13 protein-coding genes are annotated in these 20,667 nt (G+C 43.0%); 12 read left to right on the forward strand and 1 reads right to left on the reverse strand.

All coding sequences use genetic code 11. The features are described from left to right. Window positions 1–237: 237 nt before the first annotated feature. Window positions 238–3,195 (reverse strand): PEP/pyruvate-binding domain-containing protein, encoded by a 2,958-nt coding sequence (locus B5F71_RS13495; RefSeq protein ID WP_087211205.1) that lies wholly within the window; start codon window positions 3,193–3,195, stop codon window positions 238–240. A 230-nt stretch (window positions 3,196–3,425) separates the two neighbouring features. Between B5F71_RS13495 and gdhA the strand changes: the two genes are divergently transcribed. The 12 genes from gdhA (at window position 3,426) to B5F71_RS13555 (ending at window position 20,394) form a co-directional block, all read left to right on the forward strand. Next, complete coding sequence (gdhA, locus tag B5F71_RS13500) at window positions 3,426–4,763, forward strand: NADP-specific glutamate dehydrogenase (protein WP_022039514.1); 1,338 nt, start codon at window positions 3,426–3,428, stop codon at window positions 4,761–4,763. Between the two features lie 687 nt (window positions 4,764–5,450). After that, on the forward strand, window positions 5,451–6,026 hold the full coding sequence (locus tag B5F71_RS13505; protein WP_087211233.1) for a DUF3575 domain-containing protein: 576 nt from the start codon (window positions 5,451–5,453) through the stop codon (window positions 6,024–6,026). A 17-nt stretch (window positions 6,027–6,043) separates the two neighbouring features. Then, entirely contained in the window at window positions 6,044–7,462 is a 1,419-nt protein-coding gene (locus tag B5F71_RS13510) for a DUF3868 domain-containing protein (RefSeq protein ID WP_087211208.1), read from the forward strand. A 188-nt stretch (window positions 7,463–7,650) separates the two neighbouring features. Continuing rightward, entirely contained in the window at window positions 7,651–7,935 is a 285-nt protein-coding gene (locus B5F71_RS13515) for a hypothetical protein (RefSeq protein ID WP_022039517.1), read from the forward strand. Then, complete coding sequence (locus B5F71_RS13520; RefSeq protein ID WP_022039518.1) at window positions 7,925–8,302, forward strand: hypothetical protein; 378 nt, start codon at window positions 7,925–7,927, stop codon at window positions 8,300–8,302. The genes B5F71_RS13515 and B5F71_RS13520 overlap by 11 nt, the downstream gene beginning before the upstream one ends. After that, window positions 8,303–8,572, forward strand: coding sequence for a hypothetical protein (locus tag B5F71_RS13525; RefSeq protein WP_087211212.1), 270 nt, complete (start codon window positions 8,303–8,305; stop codon window positions 8,570–8,572). It begins immediately after the preceding gene. Between the two features lie 81 nt (window positions 8,573–8,653). After that, entirely contained in the window at window positions 8,654–10,885 is a 2,232-nt protein-coding gene (locus B5F71_RS13530) for a fimbria major subunit (RefSeq protein WP_087211215.1), read from the forward strand. A gap of 138 nt (window positions 10,886–11,023) precedes the next feature. Then, a complete protein-coding gene (locus B5F71_RS13535) occupies window positions 11,024–12,073 on the forward strand; it encodes a FimB/Mfa2 family fimbrial subunit (protein ID WP_087211218.1) in 1,050 nt (349 codons plus the stop codon). Continuing rightward, window positions 12,070–14,100, forward strand: coding sequence for a DUF4906 domain-containing protein (locus B5F71_RS13540; protein ID WP_143269906.1), 2,031 nt, complete (start codon window positions 12,070–12,072; stop codon window positions 14,098–14,100). Before B5F71_RS13535 ends, B5F71_RS13540 begins: the two co-directional genes overlap by 4 nt. After that, complete coding sequence (locus tag B5F71_RS13545) at window positions 14,100–15,689, forward strand: hypothetical protein (protein WP_087211225.1); 1,590 nt, start codon at window positions 14,100–14,102, stop codon at window positions 15,687–15,689. Before B5F71_RS13540 ends, B5F71_RS13545 begins: the two co-directional genes overlap by 1 nt. A 2-nt stretch (window positions 15,690–15,691) precedes the next feature. After that, window positions 15,692–17,881, forward strand: coding sequence for a fimbrial protein (locus B5F71_RS13550; RefSeq protein WP_087211228.1), 2,190 nt, complete (start codon window positions 15,692–15,694; stop codon window positions 17,879–17,881). Window positions 17,882–17,892: 11 nt separating this feature from the next. Then, a complete protein-coding gene (locus tag B5F71_RS13555) occupies window positions 17,893–20,394 on the forward strand; it encodes a hypothetical protein (RefSeq protein WP_143269907.1) in 2,502 nt (833 codons plus the stop codon). Window positions 20,395–20,667: the final 273 nt, after the last annotated feature.

Genomic DNA, 20,667 nt, shown 5'->3' on the forward strand with positions numbered 1-20,667 from the left:
GCCTATAGGACACAATAGGTCACCTCCTTTTCTTGGTTAACCTTTTTTACGGCAAAGGTAACTTTTTTCTTTGCCCTTTTACCAATGCAAATCTAAAGGAGGACACAGATTTAATGTGTCAATGAATAATAGGGCAATGTGCTAATTTATTTTCACATTAGCATATTGTTTATTGACCTATTCTTCTGTGACACTCTGTAGCCTCTGTGGTGAATATTTATATAATAAACAGGTTACTCATTCCGGCAATTCCACCACTCCCAGCTTCTTCTTCCCGTTCATCTTTGCCGTAAGCGGCTTGTCGAAATGCACCCAACGGATAAATTTCGTCTCTTCCACAGCAGGCATGGCATCCAGCAATTCCTGATTGAACACCCCGTCGCCGCAATAAGCATTGATGGTAAAATAGCCTACCCCGAATGACGTGAGGTTCTGGAAGAAATGCGTACCCTGGCTAGGGTCGACACGGTAATTGGTGAGACCAGCCTCAACGATAATACGTGCCGCCGAAATATTGGGCCACTTCACAGGAATACCCAGCCAGGTATCACTGCTTCCCCACCTGCCCGGACCTACCAGGACATAGTGCTTGCCTTCGTCAAGGAAACGCCGGTTCAGTTTCTCGATATCATAGGCTATCAGCTGGTTGTTCGAAGCCGAATAACCTTCCGTCTTCACATAAATCACATCTTGCATATCATCTATCACACCCTGCCCCAACGCATTCTCGCTTTTCAGCAACAAACGCTCTGCGGGGATGGCTTCCAGGTCTTCGTTGAAATCGGCTTTCATATCCACCATCGGACGGATTTGAAGCAAATAAAAAGTGCCGGACTTCTCTTGGGCGTTCAGGTTAACGGCAAACTCAATCTCTACCGGACGGCGCATTTCACCCTGACCATACTTCTGTACCAGCTGAAGAATACGTGCCAAAGGAAACACATCGTGCTGAAGAATATTGGCAAAGGTAATCACCTTGCGCCCGCCGGGATAAATACCGTCGCGGATAACCATATCATAAGGGTCGTAAGTAGAAGCGATGTATGTCAGCGAACCGTCTGCCTCGGCTTCCTTCACCGGCAGCTTCAAGAGATTGAACCCGTCATCCAGCGAAAAGTCGTGTCCCAGGTTCTTCAGGTCAAGGGCATAAAAGCGGGTCTGTGTCTCGCGAAGCGCCATCTCCAGTTCACTGGTCTGTAACACCTTATCAGGGTGATACGGACACACACGCAGGGTCAATCCGCCGTCGACGATGTATTTGCCCAAGCCCAATGCCAGGCTGACAGTACCTTCTTCGGCAAGTTCGTCATTGATAGGATAATAATTGACCGAACGTGCCACGCCCGATATGGCAGGATAGTAACGGTCGCCGTATTGCGTACCCACTACCTCCTGCAGGATTACCGCCATCTTTTCCTCGTCGATAACGTTGCTGGTAGCCTGCATATACGCCTTGCTGTCTTTATAGAACACCGAAGCATATACACCTTTTATCGCATCGCTCAGCATCCGCAGGCGTTCGTACTTGTCATCCATATACGGAATCATATAAGTAGAATAGATACCGGCAAAAGGCTGATAGTGCGAGTCTTCCAGCAAGCTGGACGAACGGATGGCTATCGGCGCCTTCACCACATCGAAGAAAGCGAAAAAGTCCTCTACCAGGTTATCGGGCAGCTTCGCACGCAGAAAGGCACGCAATATCACTTCGTCATCCGCTTCGCTCAGGGCTATCTGGTAGAGCTGGTTGGTTTCCATAAACTCGTCGAATATATCCGTACAGAGCACCACCGTCTTCGGAATGGCTATCGTGGCATTCTCAAACTCTTCAAACTCGGGATGACGCTTTACCATGTTGTCGATAAAGGCAAGTCCGCGCCCCTTTCCTCCCAACGAACCGTCACCGATGCGGGCAAAGTGCGAATAGCGGTCGAACCTGTCGCGCTGGAATACCGCTACGACACCCTGGTTTTTCATCTTACGGTATTTCACAATGGCTTCGAAGATAATCTGCCGGTGGGCATCAATGTCTTGCAACGACTCCCACGTAATCTGCTTCAGGAACTCTGCCACGGGAAATATAGCACGCGAATACAACCAGCGGGACACGTGATTACGCCCGATATGATACAGCAGCGAGTCGGCGGGGATAGAGAAAATGGCGTTCTGCAAATCTTTCAAGTTATGCACCCGCGCCACTTCCTCCTTAGTCTTCGGGTCACGGAACACAAAATCACCGAAGCCGAAATGCTCGGACACAGCCTGCCGCAAGTCCAGATTCATCTTCTTGGAATTCTTGTCGACAAACTGGGCATGAATGTGGGTGACAAACTCCCGGTTCGAAGCTTCCGACGATTGCAAAATCAAAGGGATAAACGGACTCCGGCTACGCACCTCGGTAAGAAAGCGGATGCCTGCCTGCGGATCAATCTTCCCTTCTCGAGGGAAACGCGCATCGGAAACAATCCCCAAGGTATTGTTCTGATAACGGGTATAAAGGTCAAACGCCTCCTCATAAGTGCGTGCCAATACAATCTTAGGACGCCCGCGCATGCGCAAGGTACGCTGGTGCTCGTTCAGCGCCTCCGTTGCAAACTCCTGGCTTTGGCGCAACACAAACTTGTAAAGGTTAGGCAATACCGACGAATAAAACCGTATGGAGTCTTCTACCAGCAGAATCATCTGCACACCCACCTCCTTGACATCATGCTCCAGATTCATCTTGTCCTCTATCAGCTTGATGATAGACACCAGCAGGTCGGTATTCCCCAGCCAGCAGAACACGTATTCAAAGACACTCAGGTCTTCGTGCTCCATCCGCTCGCGGATGCCGTGCGAGAACGGAGTCAGGACCACCAGCGGAATATGCGGATATTTCTCCTTGATTTGCCTGCCGATGTCAAACGTATCACTATTATCGGTGCCGGGCATACAGATGACCAGCTCGAAACGGGTGTTTTCCAACTGCTTCCAGGCATCTTCCTCGGTAGACACCTGCGTGAAACGCGGCGGATAACGAAGGCTCAGGTTCATATACTCGATAAAGATTTTCTCATCGATGCGCCCGTCGTCTTCCAGCATGAAAGCATCATACGGATTGGCAACCAGAAGTACATTAAAGATACGTTTCGTCATCAGGTTGACAAACTGGGTATCCTTGAAATAGAGTTGGTTTAATTTTAACTTATTGAGCATAGCTATCGGATTTAAGCTTGATTTCTCAAACAAATTTCGGGATTTCTCTTGATTTATGCAACTTATCGGCGTACAAACTTTACCTGCCGCCAATGACCTGCCACACGGCTTTTAACTTTTTATCAGTTTTTACAGATAAATTCATACAGAATTATTTGGTTTATCCGTTTAAAATCCTACCTTTGCATAAAGAAACATTTCATTTTGTCAGACCTTAAAGATAAATAGTTATGGACATCAACCGAATCATGTCATCGCTGGAGGCCAAGCATCCCGGTGAATCTGAGTATTTGCAAGCCGTAAAAGAGGTATTGATTTCTATCGAAGATATTTACAACCAGCATCCCGAGTTCGAAAAGGTATCGCTCATCGAGCGGCTGGTAGAACCCGACCGCATCATCACATTCCGTGTGCCGTGGGTAGACGACAAAGGCAAAGTGCAAGTCAACCTGGGCTATCGCGTCCAATTCAACAATGCCATCGGCCCTTACAAAGGCGGCATCCGTTTCCACGCATCAGTCAACCTGTCTATCCTGAAATTCTTAGGATTCGAACAAACATTCAAAAACGCCCTTACCACCTTGCCCATGGGTGGCGCCAAAGGCGGTTCCGACTTCTCACCGCGCGGCAAGAGCGAAGCCGAGATCATGCGCTTCTGCCAAGCCTTTATGCTGGAGCTTTACCACCATCTGGGTCCCGACATGGATGTGCCTGCCGGCGACATCGGCGTAGGCGGACGCGAGGTTGGATACATGTTCGGCATGTACAAGAAACTGACACACGAATTTACCGGCACCTTTACAGGCAAAGGACTTGAATATGGCGGTTCGCTTATCCGTCCCGAAGCCACAGGTTTCGGCGGACTGTACTTCGTAAAACACATGCTCGACAAGAAAGGCATCGACATCAAGGGCAAAACCATCGCCGTATCAGGTTTCGGCAACGTAGCATGGGGAGCCGTAACGAAAGCCAACCAGTTAGGAGCTAAGGTAGTCACCCTTTCCGGTCCCGACGGATATATTTACGACCCCGACGGAGTAAGCGGTGAAAAGATAGACTACATGCTCGAACTCCGCGCTTCGGGAAACGATGTGGTAGCACCCTATGCCGAAAAATATCCGGGCGCAACCTTCTATCCGGGACGCCGTCCGTGGGAAGTAAAGGTAGATATCGCACTTCCTTGCGCCACTCAGAACGAATTAAATGGCGAAGACGCTTGTAATTTGATAAAAAATTCCGTTCTTTGTGTCGGAGAAATTTCCAACATGGGTTGCACACCCGAAGCCATCGATGCATTCATCGAAAACAAGGTGATGTATGCACCGGGAAAAGCCGTCAATGCAGGAGGTGTAGCGACCTCGGGACTCGAAATGAGCCAGAACGCCATGCACATCAGCTGGACCGCACAGGAAGTAGACGACAAGCTGCATCAGATTATGCACAACATCCACGAACAATGTGTGAAGTACGGCACCGAGCCTGACGGTTACATCAATTATGTAAAAGGTGCCAACATTGCCGGATTCATGAAAGTGGCACACGCCATGATGGCACAAGGAATTGTATAAAACAGGACGTTTTATAATAATATCTCGTTTAGTTGTATTTGTATTTTGTATTGTAGCTGCGCTGCTCGCCTGTGAAGGTAAGCAGCGTTTTTTGCTGTAGGGGCGTATCGCATACGCCCTGAATACATCCACATGGATAAGTGGACACATTCCGAAGGCGCATCAAAATAACATTCGATTATCCCAAAGCAATGTCCTCCTGCCCCTAAAATATACCCCATCTGATTGCAGTATATCTTCATCTGCAGTTGAAGTATATATTCATTCGCGGTTGAAGTATATATTCATTCGCAGTTGAAGTATATATTACTTTCCAGAGCAATATTCCTGCCTCTGAAACCGATACAAATGTACTGACCGCCAAACTTCCAACCCACCTGCGGACAATAATTTCTTCCAACTCCCTTTTAACTCCCGATTCGCATTCTATTAAATAAGGTGTACCTCCTCCACTATGCTACCCTCGCTACAGCACTCCTATAAGAATTTTATTTTATTTTTTTGAAAAAAACAATGAAAACACTTGTTTTTGTAAAGTATTATATCTATGTTTGCAAGGACAAAAGACAGACAAGACAAAGGATTTTTTCGGAGATATAGTCGAAGAGGATAGGAATACAAAGATACAGCATAAAATGCGGTTTTGTATCTCGGATGGAAGGAAAAAATAAAGAATTACAATATATTATGAAACGCTTACTGTCTATTCTTCTCTTGTGCTGCAACCTTTCGGCATTTGCACAAGATTGGGCTGTGAAAACGAATCTGTTTTATGGTGCAACCACTACGATAAACCTTGGTGCTGAAGCTCGCCTGGCTCCCAAATGGACCTTAGATGTGTCAGCCAATTGGAATCCTTGGTCTTTTTCCGACAACAAGAAGTGGAAGCAGCTTTCTTTCCAGCCCGAGGCACGTTATTGGTTCTGCGAGGCCTTTAACGGTCATTTCGTGGGTGCGCATCTCTTAGGCGGCATCTACAACATGGGCAACTGGAATACCGATTTCACTTTCTTGGGCACCGATTTCAGCCAACTGCAAGACCATCGTTTCGAAGGCTGGATGCTGGGAGCGGGTATCGTTTACGGATACCAATGGATGCTTTCCAAGCATTGGAGCGTAGAGGCGGAAATCGGCATCGGTTACGTGTATAGCCAATACGACAAATACGAATGCCCCCATTGCGGTGACTTGTTGGAAGAGAACAAATCCCACAACTACTTCGGACCTACAAAAGCGGCAATCAACCTGATTTATGTATTTTAAAAGGAGGAACGAGAAACATGAAAACAATCTGTTTATATAGCTTGTTGTCACTGCTTCCGCTAATGCCGGCAGCTGCCCAAGGCGTGCAGCGTCTGTCAAGCGGAGCAAAGGTGAGCGGTGTGGAAATCAACAAACAGCGCGACAGCGTGGTGATACAGATGAACATCGACCTCTCCGAAATGGAGGTGGGACGCAACCGTTCCGTGGTGCTGGCTCCGCTCTTTGCTCAGGGCGAGGACTGGCAATGGCTTCCTGCCATTGAGGTGATGGGGCGCCGGCGTTACATCTATTACCAACGCAACGAAGAGTCGCTTTACGCCGAAAATCCTTATGCCGTCATCAAGCATAGCGGCAAGCCGCAGAGTCCTGAAGGGGCTTCTGTTGACTACCGTATTGCCCTACCCTACAAACAATGGATGAATAATGCAGGTCTTTCGGTATCTGAAGACGTATGCGGATGCGGCAATGTAGCAAAAGGAGGAAATACCCCATTGGCACAAGCCGATCTTGCCTTTGTCCCGAAATTGGCGTACATCAGTCCTCAGGCGGAAACTCGCAAGACACGTGCGTTAAGCGGCGAGGCTTACTTGGATTTCCCAGTAAACAAGACCGTGATTTACCCCGAATACCGTCGGAACACTGCCGAATTGGCAAAAATACGTTCTACCATCGACACCATCCGTGCCGACAAGGATTTTAGCATCACCCAGATCTGTTTGCGCGGTTATGCGTCGCCAGAAGGCAGATATGAGTCGAACGTACGTCTGTCCGAAGGCAGAACGCAGGCACTTAAAGACTACTTGATAGAAGAATATGGTTTCGGCACAGCCTTGTTCCAGACTGAACCTGGTGGAGAGAACTGGGAAGGATTGCGCCTGTACCTGCAAACAAGTTCGTTGGCAGATAAGGAGGCGATCTTGGCAATCATGGACGGCGAAGGCAGCCTTGACCAAAGGGAGCAACGTATCCGTTCGGCTTATCCGGCTTCCTATCGCACCTTGCTGCAAGACTGCTATCCCGCCCTGCGGCGCACCGACTATACGGTAGACTATACAATACGTGGCTTCAACGTGGAAGAAGCAAAAGAGGTCATCAAGACTCGTCCGCAAAACCTCAGCCTGCAGGAGATGTTTGCCGTAGCACAGACCTACCAGCCCGGCAGCGAGGAGTTCAACCACGTATTCGACGTAGCCGTCCGCATGTATCCCGATGACCCGACAGCAAACCTCAACGCCGCCAATGCGCTTTTGGAACGGAAAGAGGCGGAACAGGCATTGCGATACTTGGAGAAAGCGGGCAACAGCCCTCAAGCCGATAACGCCCGAGGCGTAGCGTTGATTCTCTTGGAACGCTATGACGAAGCGCTCCCCTGCCTACAACGTGCCGCGCAAGCCGGCATCCGTGAGGCGGAAGAGAATCTGAAATACATTAGGTAACAAGGCATCAGTTGACAAGTTGACAAGGTTTTAAATAGCAAAACGAACCTTGTATCTAAAGCCTTGTCAACTTGTCAATTGAAACCTTGTCAACTGAAAAAATAACGCTCTTTGACATAGTGGGAATAAAAGAATAATTTGTAACTTTGCATACAGATTATAAATTTAATAATGAGGAGGATAAAGCCATGACGGAGAATTCTGCATTAGCCATGCAACGCGAAGCATTGATAAACGAATTGCGGAACGTGGACGACATTGATGTAATCCAAAAAGTACAACGCTCACTCAACCGTGCCTTGGCAGCGGTAAAGAAGGCGGCAAGCAAGGCGCAGGAAGAGGAGGATGAAGAGGAATACATCAGCAAGGAAGAGCTGGAACAAAGATACCTCAGAGCTTTTACTCAGATGTATCGTGCCAAAAAAGAAGGTTGGAAATTGAAATCGGCGGAGGAATTACTCAATGAATTATAGAATTGATACAATCCCCTATTTCGAAAAAGAATTGAAGCAGTTAGGTAAAAAGTATAAGTCATTAAAACAGGATTATGCCAATTTGCTTAACGAACTTCATGCCAACCCTGTTGCAGGGACTGACCTTGGCAGAGGCATTCATAAAGTGCGTATGGCTATTGCCAGCAAAAACCGAGGCAAAAGTCACGGTGCGCGGGTCATCGACTTTGTGTACGAAATAAATGAAGCGAGCGGAGTAATCCTGTTGCTTGATATCTACGATAAAGCTGAACAAGAATCCATACCGCCCCATCGGATTGCGGAACTCTTAGCTATAGCAAGAGAATTTTTGAACATCACCGATGAAAATTTTATGAAGGACAGATAGATGGACGATAAAAATTCATTTACCGAAAAAGAAATGGAGGTATGCCGCCAGTTAGGAATAAAAGACACTAACGAGATAGATTGTAAAGACCGTGCCCTTATTCGTGCGTTATCCCATGTAGATATTGCAGCAGAAAAAGGAGCCGAAGAAGGGTATATGACTAAAGAACAATTAGTGAAAGACTTACGTGAGGCACTCACCGAAGTATATATGGCACAAAAAGAAGGTCGAAAGCTGAAAACATTACAAGAACTTATCGACGAATTATAGGATTTCTTCCACCTTATTCCCACCATGTCATAAGAGCATATAAAGAAAAAGGATATTATTAACTTTAATTTATATGTGATTATGAAAAAGTTTAAGTTTTATGCTTTAGCATTCGCGGCAATAGCTTTTGCCGGATGCTCTGACGATGTAATCGACGGACAAGGCGGTAATACCGGTACTGTAGGGGACGGTACACCGGCTTATCTGACCATTTCGTTCTCTGCAAATGGAAATAGTAGTCGTGCTGCGGGTGAACCTGGTGACGATACGAATAATCAAGGAGACACTGATGGTGATGCTAATGATAGTGGTCATCATAACGATGGAACAGCTGCCGAGAATATAATCAAAGACGCACTGGTTGTTGTTGCACCTGCAGAAGGCGGAACTGTAGGTTTCGCTAAATTATATTCTACAGGTGTAGACGGAGATCTTTCTGAGGCAGAAGATGGTTCTGAAGACGGTGGATTTAAAATCGTAGATAAAGGTAGTACTACCTATTATAATCCAGATCCTATCAGAGTAGCTGTAGGTCGATACAATGTTTTGGTTGTAGTTAACCCTGTTGATGATTTGACTGAAACACTTCAAAATAATGAGTTGACCAACTTAAACGATGTCAATGAACTTTACAATAAGATTGTAAATCAGGAATACAAGAAAGTTGATACTGAAAATGGTTCTGCACCTGATTATGAAGCACCCACTTATATTGACGCTGTTTCTGAACTCGTTCCGCAAACAACCGGGGAAGGTGATGATTTAACTCCAGTCAAAGGCATTATGATGGCAAACAAATCTTTGAATGCCGATGCTCCCACTCAAGGTTATTCTGTTGAATTGACGGAAGCCAATACTCCGGAAAATCCGGCACCTGTAACCATTGACGTAGAACGTGTATTGTCGAAGATTACTTTCCGTGAAACAAAGATGAAAGATTTCGATGGTAATACAGAATTGGATGCTAATGTATATCCGGTAAAATTCGTTACAGGCGTTGCTGAACCAATTACCGAAGAAGGTGCTATTAACAATAATGGTACTTATGAAGTAAAGACCTTCTGTTTGGCACAAGATTCTTACGAACCTGCCAATGATGTTTATGCATTGTATGATGAAAATGAAGATTTCGTTGGCGTTTATCAAAAGACAGACAAAGAAGATGCAAATAATAAGACAGGCAAACCTATCTTTGAAAAACTGACTGCGGTAAGTTCGGATACTTATAAAAACGAAAAAGATGAAGAAAAAAAGAAAGGCTACTTCGTAGCGGTAGATAAAGATAATGATGATACGTTCTCTGACGAAGAACAAGAAAACTCCATCATTTTGCAAAACCGTGAAGGAACAGGTGACACACACGAGTACTATGTGAAACTGGAAGGTTATGCTTTGGTTAATTTGTCAAAGAGTGTTTTCTATGTTCGCCACACAACCGATGCAAGTGGTATGGCACAATCTTTCGGAACACTGACTGGTGCGAACTATCTTTATACTCCGTATTGGCAGGCTAAAAACGAAACGGATATCAATGATGAAAATGGTTTCGGCAATGCAGGAACTTGGTTCTATAACTCATTGGCTTCTGTTTCAACCGAAAGCGAGAATTTAACATACTCTAATGGAGCACTTGTCGGCAATAATTACTATAAGACAATGGCTTCTTTAGGTGAAGACCAAGGTAGTGTTTCCGGTGCAGATGACCAGCATAAAGATCCGCTCAACAAAACTGGTAAGTTTATGGCATACTGCTTCGAGAACTCAACCGATGTCGCACATCAAGTTCATGGATTAAGCACAGGTATTTCGTTTGTTGCTACTGTTTGGAAAGATGCAACATGCACCCAACCGATAGATCGTCTGTATCTGTATTCTAACCATACGTTCGAAAGCCTGCATGCGATTCAGGATGCTTATGGCTCACATTTGTCTACTGCATTTGAAGCATTGTTAGCAAAAGAAACAGTCAATGATCAAGGTGAGGTTACCGCTTCTACCGTAACGAAAGACGATTTGATAGCACTGGCAGAAGGTGCTCATGAAGAAATTACGATGTACAATGGTAATACATGCTACTATTACACTACCGAAATCAAGCATTTCGACAACGGTAAACCGACAGAATTAGGTAATATGGAGTTCGCTATCATGCGTAACAATATCTATTCATTGGCTGTTACCGAAATCTCAACCATCGGTGCTCCGTTTGTAGATCCGACTCCGAATACGGAAAACGAATCAAGCGAAGCTGCGTTGAAAGTAACAGTTCAAATGGAACCGTGGATTGTCCGCTACAGCGACATAGAGTTCTAATATCATAATTAATAAAATCAGTAGGGGCGGGTTTACCCGCCCCTATACCCAACCCCAACGAGCACCGGTAGCCTTTATGCTGCACAGTGTTCAACCACTAAATAAAAGTAAACCATAAATTGTAAAAAGTAAATAGATATGACCCTGCTTTACTCCATACACCGCAAGGCATGCAAGTTAATGCTGGCTGCGGCAGCCCTTCTGCCCGTAACTTCGTGCGATACTGTCTGGGACAATGACGACGATTGCCCCATTGAAACCGAGTATCGGGTAAAGTTCAAGTATGACTACAACATGCTTCATGCCGATGCCTTCGCCAGCCAGGTACATTCGGTAACCCTTTATGCCTTTGATGCCGATGGCAGACTTGCTTTCCAGCAGACTGACCGGGGCGATATGCTTGCCGAATCCGATTATTCCATGCTGCTTCCTCTTGAGCCAGGCAATTATCGTCTGGTGGCATGGGCTGGCGTAGAAGACGGCAACGGCTTTACAGTTCCCCAGCTGACCGAAAGCATATCTGCAATAGACGACCTGACTTGCCGCATCAACCGCTATCCCACTACCCTATGGGGCGAACCGATTGATTCGGTAGGCTATCTCCAACCGCTATGGCACGGAAGCGTGGAGACACCTGTTTTGACCCGTGCAGCAGATCGTACGGAATATATCACCGTACCGTTGGTGAAAAACACCAACACCTTCCGCATCATTCTCCAGCAGATAGCTGCCGGACCGATTGATGCCTCTTTGTTTGAATTTACCGTGACCGACGAGAACGGACTAATGGCTTACGATAACAGCCTTATTCCCAACGACGGCACGCTGACATACATGCCTTATTACCAGGCGCAAGGTTCGGCTGATATCGAAGGCACACCCTCTGCCGACCAGATAAACATGGCAATAGCCGAACTGAGCACAGGCAGGCTGATGGTAGACAGTGACGTGCGACTCACCATCTCCAACCGCGAGACAGGCGAAACGGTACTCTCTATCCCCCTAATAGACTATCTGGAGGTATGCCGTACCGTAGCCAACTACGACATACCGCTCCAAGAGTACCTCGACCGCGAAGACACCTACACCATGACGTTCTTCCTCGACTCGAACAACGCCTGGATTAACACCCAAGTGATAATAAACGACTGGATAGTCCGCTACAACGATATAACTCCTGAAATATGAAACCGTGCTACCTATATATAATAATGAGTATCTTCTCCCTCCTCGCCCTCCCCGGCTGCAGGGACGAAGAAGCCGTGCAGACCTCCGAAGGCACCCGCACCGTCACGGTCAACTTAGGGATTGCCATGAGTAGAGTGACGGAAGGCAGTTCGATAGGCGATGGAAGCACGCCCAAAGATATGAAGGTGTGGATATTCGATCAAAACAATTCGCTTGTAGATTACTATGAAATAGATAATCCTACGTTCTCCGGTTCGGATGCTTTAGGCGAACTGGTAAATACCAATGAACACGTTTTCGAGTTGGATAATACGGTCACAACGTTGAACTTTTATGCTGTATTGAATAGCGAAAGCGGAACAGGGCTTAGCTTGACCGAATCTTCTTCTGTAACAGGTATACAGAATGCCACATTTACTGGTTTGCAAAACGTAACAGGAGACAATCAAGTCCCCATCTATGGAACAGCAACAGTAAATGTAAGCGACCATAAGAATACTTATCCCGTAACGATAGAAACAAAACGTGCCGTAAGCAAGCTGGAGTTATTCTTTACGAAAGAAAGTGCAAGTTCTGATTTAAAAATAAAACGGATAACGCTGAAAAATATTCCGGATAAGGGCTTGTTGGCAAGAGAAATTGCACTTATTGACATTGCAAATTACGACAAGACAGAAACTTTATTTGAGGACAGTAATGGTAAAGAAATAACAACAGATTTACCTGCATCTGAATCACCGGTCGGAGATTTCAGCAATCATCCTGATAATTTTGTACAGATAAATTTGTCGCAAGCGTATTTGTTGGAAAATCCCAACAATAATGAATGGGACCCTACTACCGGAAGCGATTATGAGTATCCGGAAGCTGCCCCTTCCATAGAGAACGCATACGTTTTGACGGTAGAATATACATTAGACGGAACAGAGAAAACACAAGCGATTTGTCTGCCCGAAATCAAACGGAACGTATGGAACAAGATTTTCGTTCGGGTAAACGACAACGGAGAACTGATTATTCAGTATAAAGCGTTGCCGTGGCAGTTAGTGGAGTCTTCGATTGGGTATGCGCCGCAACCGGCATCGACTTCTGAAAATCCATTTACCGAAGACAATTACGATGAATTTATGGCAGGTAATAATTACATTTTATTACCTCTTGAAAAATATGAAGACTATAAAACTACCCAGGCATTATTCAGTTATTTATATAATCATCCAGAAGCAGGAGATAATGAAGCACGATTGTGCATTGTCACTCGTCCAACGTATGATAACAGCGTTGACGAAGAAGAACATTGGTCATTGAAAACAGGTTCCGCCGGAGCACGGTATCTATTTATGCTAACTGGACCTAAAGGAGCTACATGGGAAGCGCATTTGGATGACCCGGATGGAAATTTCGATTTCTCTACCAGTCCCAATAATGAAGACTTTGCCGATTGCACAGATGAAGGTTTTTCCAAAGAAGTAAGAATGGTTACCCATGGTATTGCGCGCAAACAACCCTACATCATTCAGATTAACGCTACCCATCTTTATACAGGTTACGAAAAAGGATTGACAGGAGTAAGTGAAGTTGATGAAGAACCTCGATTTGATAGTGATGCATATAAGAAACTGAACCTTGGGACAGATAAAGAGAAGTGGAAACCCTATTTTGGTGGCGATTATCTTACTAATTGGGGTAAAGATAAATGGGAAAATGAGAAAGTGATTGAAGCAGAATTTTATATTACAGTGAAATTAACGGATGGAACTGAATATAATTTGACGATAAATCCTTCTTACGAAGATAATACTGATATTGAAGATAAAAACTTTCCATTTCTTCAAAAGCGTCGTTTTGCCGGAGATAATGAACGCATTTGGATAAGGCATCTACGGGCACAATACGGATGGCAGAACTTGGAATATCTGGCACGGGATGTTGACCCTAATGCATCAGGCAATGAGGAAGAATGGGATAACTTCCAGTGGTGGATGGTAAATAAATATTGGAACCCTAAACATGAATGGAGTAAGTGATGATAACGAAACTTATACATAGAACAATGCTCCTTGCAGCTATCTGCCTCGGTTGCATAAGCTGCTCGGATGAAACATCGTTGCAGCAAAGTGTGCCGGAAGGCAACGGACAAGTAAAGATTCAATATAAAATAGCAGGTCCTTCCTTGTCACGTGCTACCGAACCCGGCTGGAGCAGAGATTGGCACGAAAACCTGATTACCCGCATCGACTTGTTTGTGTTTAATGAAGGAGCAACAGATACTGACCAATGCTATAAGCATATAGAAGCCAGTGCAGAACAAGGTCAGTATTTATCAGACAAAGCTAATGATTATGAGCCGTTGCCTACCGATGAACTTACTTACGAAGAAGTAAGCGAGAACAACTATACCTATTATATGGTAGCCAATTGCCCGCAATTAGCAAATAAGGATAATATCACGCTCGGAGAATTAAAACAAGCAATGATAGAAACCGCTATCGTATTGGACAAAAAGCAAGACCTTTTTGTGATGGACGGTGAAGGAGTCCGGACAGATACCAATGACGGACAAACCATTACATTAAGTTTCGACCTTGCTCGTGCAGCCGTAAAGATACGTTTGGATGTAAAAGATAAAACCGGTAAATCGATTTTAGGTCAATGCAAATATAGTTTTCAAAACTATGTAACCGCCGGCACATCTGTTATGGCAGAATCGGAAGCGTATGGCGAAGGGACGAGTCAAAGTCGTATTTGTATGGAAAGAAATGCAGATGAAGCATTTCCTACAACTATGCGGTATGGTGAAAAAGCTGTATTCTACTCTTATCCCAATGATTGGTTTGATGAATCATTGTTGAATGAAGGAGGGACGTTTATAGACGAAGAAATCTATGCCAAAGATGATTTGATAGACGAGGAGAAACAAACCTATATCTTATTGAAAGCTCCTTTTACCAATGAATTAGGAGAAACGGTAGAATCTTATTATAAAGTACCTGTTAATTTTACGATTGCAGATTATAATGATAAAGTTAATTTTTCGGCAGATAACATCAAGACATTGCGTGATACTTACTATCGTATCAAACGCAATTACATCTACGATATTACAGTGACCATCGACCATGTGGGCGGCACTTATCTTAATCCGGAAGAAATCGCAAACTTTACAATAGATGCCAATCCATGGGAAAGAGAGGATTTTGAGGTGAAGTACGAAGATAATTTAAGTTATATGAGTAATGGGTGGGATGAAAATACAATTTTAGGATATTTGGATTCTGATGAAACAATTGTACATATTGATCCTGACCAACCTGCAGTACTTCATTTTACAATTCAAACCCCTTCTTATGCAACGTGGCGTGCCCAACTTGTGGGTGAAGATCTAAATTATTTTGAGTTTGTAGATGAGCATAGCGGAGATGCTTCTCCTGCAAGCCAAACGATTAGCATCCAATGTAAGGAGCCTGATTCAGATGATAGACATAGTGTAACACTCTATGTTTATGCTTCAATATTTGGGCAAGAATACGAATTGGATTTAACAAATCCACAACAATCTTTAACTCCGAATACAAGCGGAGAAATTAGACGTTTCACCATACTTCAAGCTAAATAATTATGAGACATAGAATCATTTATACTTTTATATGTGCCTTGGCAATCCTTTTTACCTTAGGAGCTTGCCAAGAGGAAGATATGGGTGGTAAAACATCTGTTAGCAATTATTTGACTCTTGAATTACAAACCAGAGCTATATCACGTGTTCCGGAAAATGGAGAAGACCGTTTTAACGAAAATAAGATAGCTCGTGTAGATGTATTTTTCTTTGATAAGGGAGATGAAGCATCGTGCCTTTATGCCCAAACCGGATTGATTCCTCAAGGAAATACTTTGCAAGTAGAGCTTGACAGGGATATTCTTCAGGATGGTAACTATGATGTATATGCAGTGGCAAACTATGATATAGGAGTAACAGAGGAAAGTGCAAAAGGACAATCTCTTTCAGCGTTAAAGAATAAAACTGTTTTTTCCGATTGGAAGACAGGAGAAAAAGAGGAGTCTCTTGTTATGGACGGCTCTACAACTGTTACTCTTAATTCAGAAGGAGCTTCGGGGCATGTTGACCTTACCCGTGCTATGGCAAAAGTTATGCTTTATGTCACTACAGAAAATCAGATTGAGATAAATGGCATGACTTATACGCCTATAGCCAGTCGTATGAGTGTAGAAATGTATAATTCTGTAACACGAACGAATTTGGCAGGTACTTATAGCGTACAAGAAACAGACTATAAGTCAGGCTTGAACCGTGCTTATAATGCCAATAATCCGGACAAGGTAACGATTGATAATAAGGAGTATAATCAGTATGAGCAAATAGCTCCATTCTATTCGTATCCTAATCCGGAGAGTAACGCTAATCGTCAAAATTCTTATTTACTTCTTTGCGTGCCTTGGATGGCAAGTGAAAGTGGAGATGCCGGCGGTTCCTACCAAGCGTTGAATTATTACTACCGTGTACCTATTACCGATAAAGAAGCGGCTATATTGGAGCGGAATCATTATTATAAGATTAATGTGCATATCGGTGTCTTGGGCGCATTAGATCCCGCTGAGGCAGTGGAAATAACTTCCGATTATGAAATCCTTGATTGGTTCAGTACGGACATTGATGCCGAAATGCAACAGTACCGGTACTTGATATTGGATGAGTATGAATCAATTACGGATAAAACGTATGAATCGGTTATGAATAATACAAATGAATTGAGGGTACCGTATATTAGCAGTAGCAATCTTGATTTTGATACTGATGATCGTGATGAATATTATACAGAGATTACAAAAGTGACATATATGAATTATAATGATCCTCGTGCAAAAGATAACGGATATGCATCTACCGTGACTCTAACAGGAGCAGAAATATCAAGAAACGGTTTTTCTGTTCGAGAAGAAGAAGGTGAATTGGTATTTACTCATCCAATAAGCAGCGAGGATTATGTTCCTTATACCATTACAGTAAAAGTACAGAATGAGCAAGGCTTAGCAGTAACATGGGAGATAACACAATACCCAGCTATTTATATTGTAGGGGATTATAATCCTGATGGGAGGAATAATAGATTTATTTATGGTGTAGGAGGAAGTAATGATAATGTATACGATGATGACGAACAGTGGCATGGAATATTGGAGGGATATCATGGAAATACATTAGGAGGTGTAAACAATCCTAATAATGCAACTTCTACCAATAATAATCAAAATCAATATACTATTTATATAACTTCTTTTGATATTGAAGGAAGCGACTATGCGATAGGGGATCCTCGTTCTTTCGATGTGGATAATTTGCAATACTTAGGGAAAACGATAAATGGTGAAAAACTAACATATTACTATCCTACGCGAAAAGAAGATGTGGAAAATGTAATAGCCCCAGCTTTTAAGATTGCGTCTTCTTGGGGAGTGGTAGATAGTGGCTCTTTAACTTACGAAACAGCTCAAAGACGTTGTGCTTCCTATCAAGAAAACGGTTATCCGGCTGGACGGTGGCGTATCCCAACTGAGGCTGAAATAGAATATATTGTTAGTTTGTCCGATAGAGGTGTAATACCGACTTTATTTGGTGGTGATTATTATGCATCTTCTGGTAGATATTATGACAATGAATCAAATCCAAAAGGATTTTATCCTGAAACAGATGGTCATTCTGTTCGTTGTGTCTATGATGTGTGGTATTGGGGCAACGGAAAGATAGAAGATCCAACTAAATTTACATGGGGTGATGAACCAAGACAATAAATTAATTAGGTATGAAAACGATTTATTTACATATACTGTTTTTGTTCTTTCTGTTGCTTACAGCATGCACAGATAAAGAAGTGGTTTCTACATCTATACCTCAGGCGGGTAATGGATACCAGTTTACCGTATCTATTCCTGTACCGATAGAAGCCGGTACACGTAGCTTGGGTTCATCTTTAACAAAAGATTATGTAGAAAGTTTGCCAATGAACGTATTGGTTTTCGATGAACATGGTTTCTTTGTGGCATTTGCTACAGCCAAAGAAATTACTTATGATGAAGGTAGCAGACAAGGTACTTATACCATAGAACTTCCGAATTCGGATCAGAAACGCATTCTTCATTTCGTTTTAGGTAATGTAACATTTGATACGTACACACCTGCTGATAGTGAAACGAGTATTTTCAGTCAACTTACAGTAGGTGATGAAACAGATGTGTACTGGCAACGTGTAGTAGTGGAGCGTATTGTAAAAGATGAAAATGGGAATAGTATAATCCCTCCTTTGACCAACGAAGGATATGTAGTATCATTAATACGTAATTTTACACAAATCTCAGTAGATGTATCAACAGGTATTGGTTCGGAATTGACCTTGCTTGGCTTTACAGTCATCAATAATATTAATAGAGGTACGGTAGCTCCTTTTATAGGAAATGAAGATAATCTTTTTGCTTCTTTTGAATTTGGAGAAGAGGGTGAAGGAACAGATTATGAAAAGTTTGTTGCTCTTAATCCAGGCTTTGGCGGTTGCAATCCGCCAAGGGATGAAGGAGCATTAGAAGGAACTATACCGCCAGCCGATAATAACGATAGTTATTTTACTTCTCCCGCAGAAAGCAAGTATGTTTATGAACGCAATCAAGACGAGGCTCAGTCTCCAGCTTATGTATTGGTGAAAGCGATTTATAATGATGAGGAAGGCGAACACTTATGTTATTATAAGATTGATATTGTATCATTCAATAAAGAAACATTCGTGGCTCCTTATTTGAACTTGTATCGTAATTTCCATTATCAGATTCATATCAATAGTGTAAAAGGGGTAGGATATGATACTCCACAAGAAGCAGCGGAAGCTGTAGCTTCGAATAACATTTCATCTTCGGTAGAAGTGAGTCAGGTAAATCAGATAGAAGATGGATTAGGCAATTCACTTTATGTAGAGAATTTGAATATTATGATTGTTTCTCTGGAGAGTTGTGTATTAGATTATAACTATATACATAATGGTAACCAGCAGAACGGGGAGGATTATGTCAAAATCACACCGGTTAATGGTTATAATCATAATGCAGTACAAAGCATCACCTCTGACGGCAATGGACATATTACCATCGTACCTGTAGCGACCTTACCAGATGTAATCGAAACTCAAGAATTTATTGTAGCAGGTGCTTCGGGCTTATCTCGCCGTGTAACGGTTAGGGTGCGTAAGAAGTTCGAATTTGATGTAGTGGATTGTGATAATGTGGAAAAAGGAATTGGGAAAGAATTGACATTAGTTGTCCGTTTACCCGACAATATGCCTACGGCTGTTTTTCCTCTTACTCTTGACATTGAATCTGAAAAAAAGTCGATTTATCCGGAAGTATCAAAAAACCGTATACCCGTTACTTCAAAAGAGAACCATACATTCAGCTATCAAGCGACTGTGACGCATGAAGATTATCAACGAAATAGTACATTCTTCTTTCACTTTAAGACCAATATGGAAGAAAGTGCTACTACTATTCATGTGACTAATGACTATTTTGTGGATGATAAAGCTTCTTTTGAGAATACAGCTAAGATGTATAATTTCTTAAATCTGAAATTGGTTGGAAACGATTTTAACTTGGAATATAATGAAGACGAGGATGAATATATAATTCCTGATTTTCAATCTCAAGGGAAAAAAGTTACATTGCAATTTGAATTACATAAAGAGAATGACGGCTATACTCCTACGGGTGATCATATTGTAGAAATATTTGCCGACTATTTCGATTTGGAACATGCGACTTCTGAGACGGGGTCTACGACAGTTCGTGAAGATGGTCAATGTATATTATATACACCTGAGAAAATTTATGGTACGCATTCTATAACGTTTGAGATAACAAAGAATTTAGCAAGTGAAACAATACAATTGTCTTCTCTTGACCATAATACAGCAACACTGGATTATTCTACATCAACAGAAATGAATGTGACGTTGAATTACAGCTATAATGGAGAAATTTCACCTATTCCAAACGGGACGCAAGTAACCGTTTATCAAGATATGAATGGTAATGGTGAATATGATAGGTGGCGGGATAGTGAAGTGGACTCAAGCTATAGTGATAATTCAGGAAATCTTACATTTGATTTATCAGAAGGATTAGACGAATCGGATGTCTTGATTTTTAGGTGTCAAATACGGACAGAAAGTAGTTTGGGAAGTAGAAATCGTGATTTTTCCGCATCAATAAGTATAGGAAAACTATTGAATACATCTTCTTTAACTTTAGTGGAAGAACGATAATTTTGAATTGAATCGCATTAAGTTCGCCAAGAACTTAATTTATATCTCTATCAATAGAAAGGGGAAGCGTCCCCGCACATTTTACTTAAATTAGTAATCTATGTTTTGAAATCGGCTCGCAGGGATGCGCGCCGATTTTGTTTTAGTGCGGTAGTGCTGATGACTGTAAGCATTCGATAAACTACAGTCATTAAATATCTATATAATGATAGCGACTGTTACTATTGGATTCATAGTGACAGTCGCTATAGTTTTGTTGAACCTGTATGTTGA

It is taken from the genome of Bacteroides sp. An269, from assembly GCF_002159755.1.
In the GTDB taxonomy this organism is placed as follows: domain Bacteria; phylum Bacteroidota; class Bacteroidia; order Bacteroidales; family Bacteroidaceae; genus Phocaeicola; species Phocaeicola intestinalis.

Bases quoted from the DNA above. Each gene is read 5' to 3' on its own strand.
- B5F71_RS13495 (WP_087211205.1), bottom strand. From the start codon at position 3,195: ATGCTCAATAAGTTAAAATTAAACCAACTCTATTTCAAGGATACCCAG.
- gdhA (WP_022039514.1), top strand. From the start codon at position 3,426: ATGGACATCAACCGAATCATGTCATCGCTGGAGGCCAAGCATCCCGGT.
- B5F71_RS13505 (WP_087211233.1), top strand. From the start codon at position 5,451: ATGAAACGCTTACTGTCTATTCTTCTCTTGTGCTGCAACCTTTCGGCA.
- B5F71_RS13510 (WP_087211208.1), top strand. From the start codon at position 6,044: ATGAAAACAATCTGTTTATATAGCTTGTTGTCACTGCTTCCGCTAATG.
- B5F71_RS13515 (WP_022039517.1), top strand. From the start codon at position 7,651: ATGACGGAGAATTCTGCATTAGCCATGCAACGCGAAGCATTGATAAAC.
- B5F71_RS13520 (WP_022039518.1), top strand. From the start codon at position 7,925: ATGAATTATAGAATTGATACAATCCCCTATTTCGAAAAAGAATTGAAG.
- B5F71_RS13525 (WP_087211212.1), top strand. From the start codon at position 8,303: ATGGACGATAAAAATTCATTTACCGAAAAAGAAATGGAGGTATGCCGC.
- B5F71_RS13530 (WP_087211215.1), top strand. From the start codon at position 8,654: ATGAAAAAGTTTAAGTTTTATGCTTTAGCATTCGCGGCAATAGCTTTT.
- B5F71_RS13535 (WP_087211218.1), top strand. From the start codon at position 11,024: ATGACCCTGCTTTACTCCATACACCGCAAGGCATGCAAGTTAATGCTG.
- B5F71_RS13540 (WP_143269906.1), top strand. From the start codon at position 12,070: ATGAAACCGTGCTACCTATATATAATAATGAGTATCTTCTCCCTCCTC.
- B5F71_RS13545 (WP_087211225.1), top strand. From the start codon at position 14,100: ATGATAACGAAACTTATACATAGAACAATGCTCCTTGCAGCTATCTGC.
- B5F71_RS13550 (WP_087211228.1), top strand. From the start codon at position 15,692: ATGAGACATAGAATCATTTATACTTTTATATGTGCCTTGGCAATCCTT.
- B5F71_RS13555 (WP_143269907.1), top strand. From the start codon at position 17,893: ATGAAAACGATTTATTTACATATACTGTTTTTGTTCTTTCTGTTGCTT.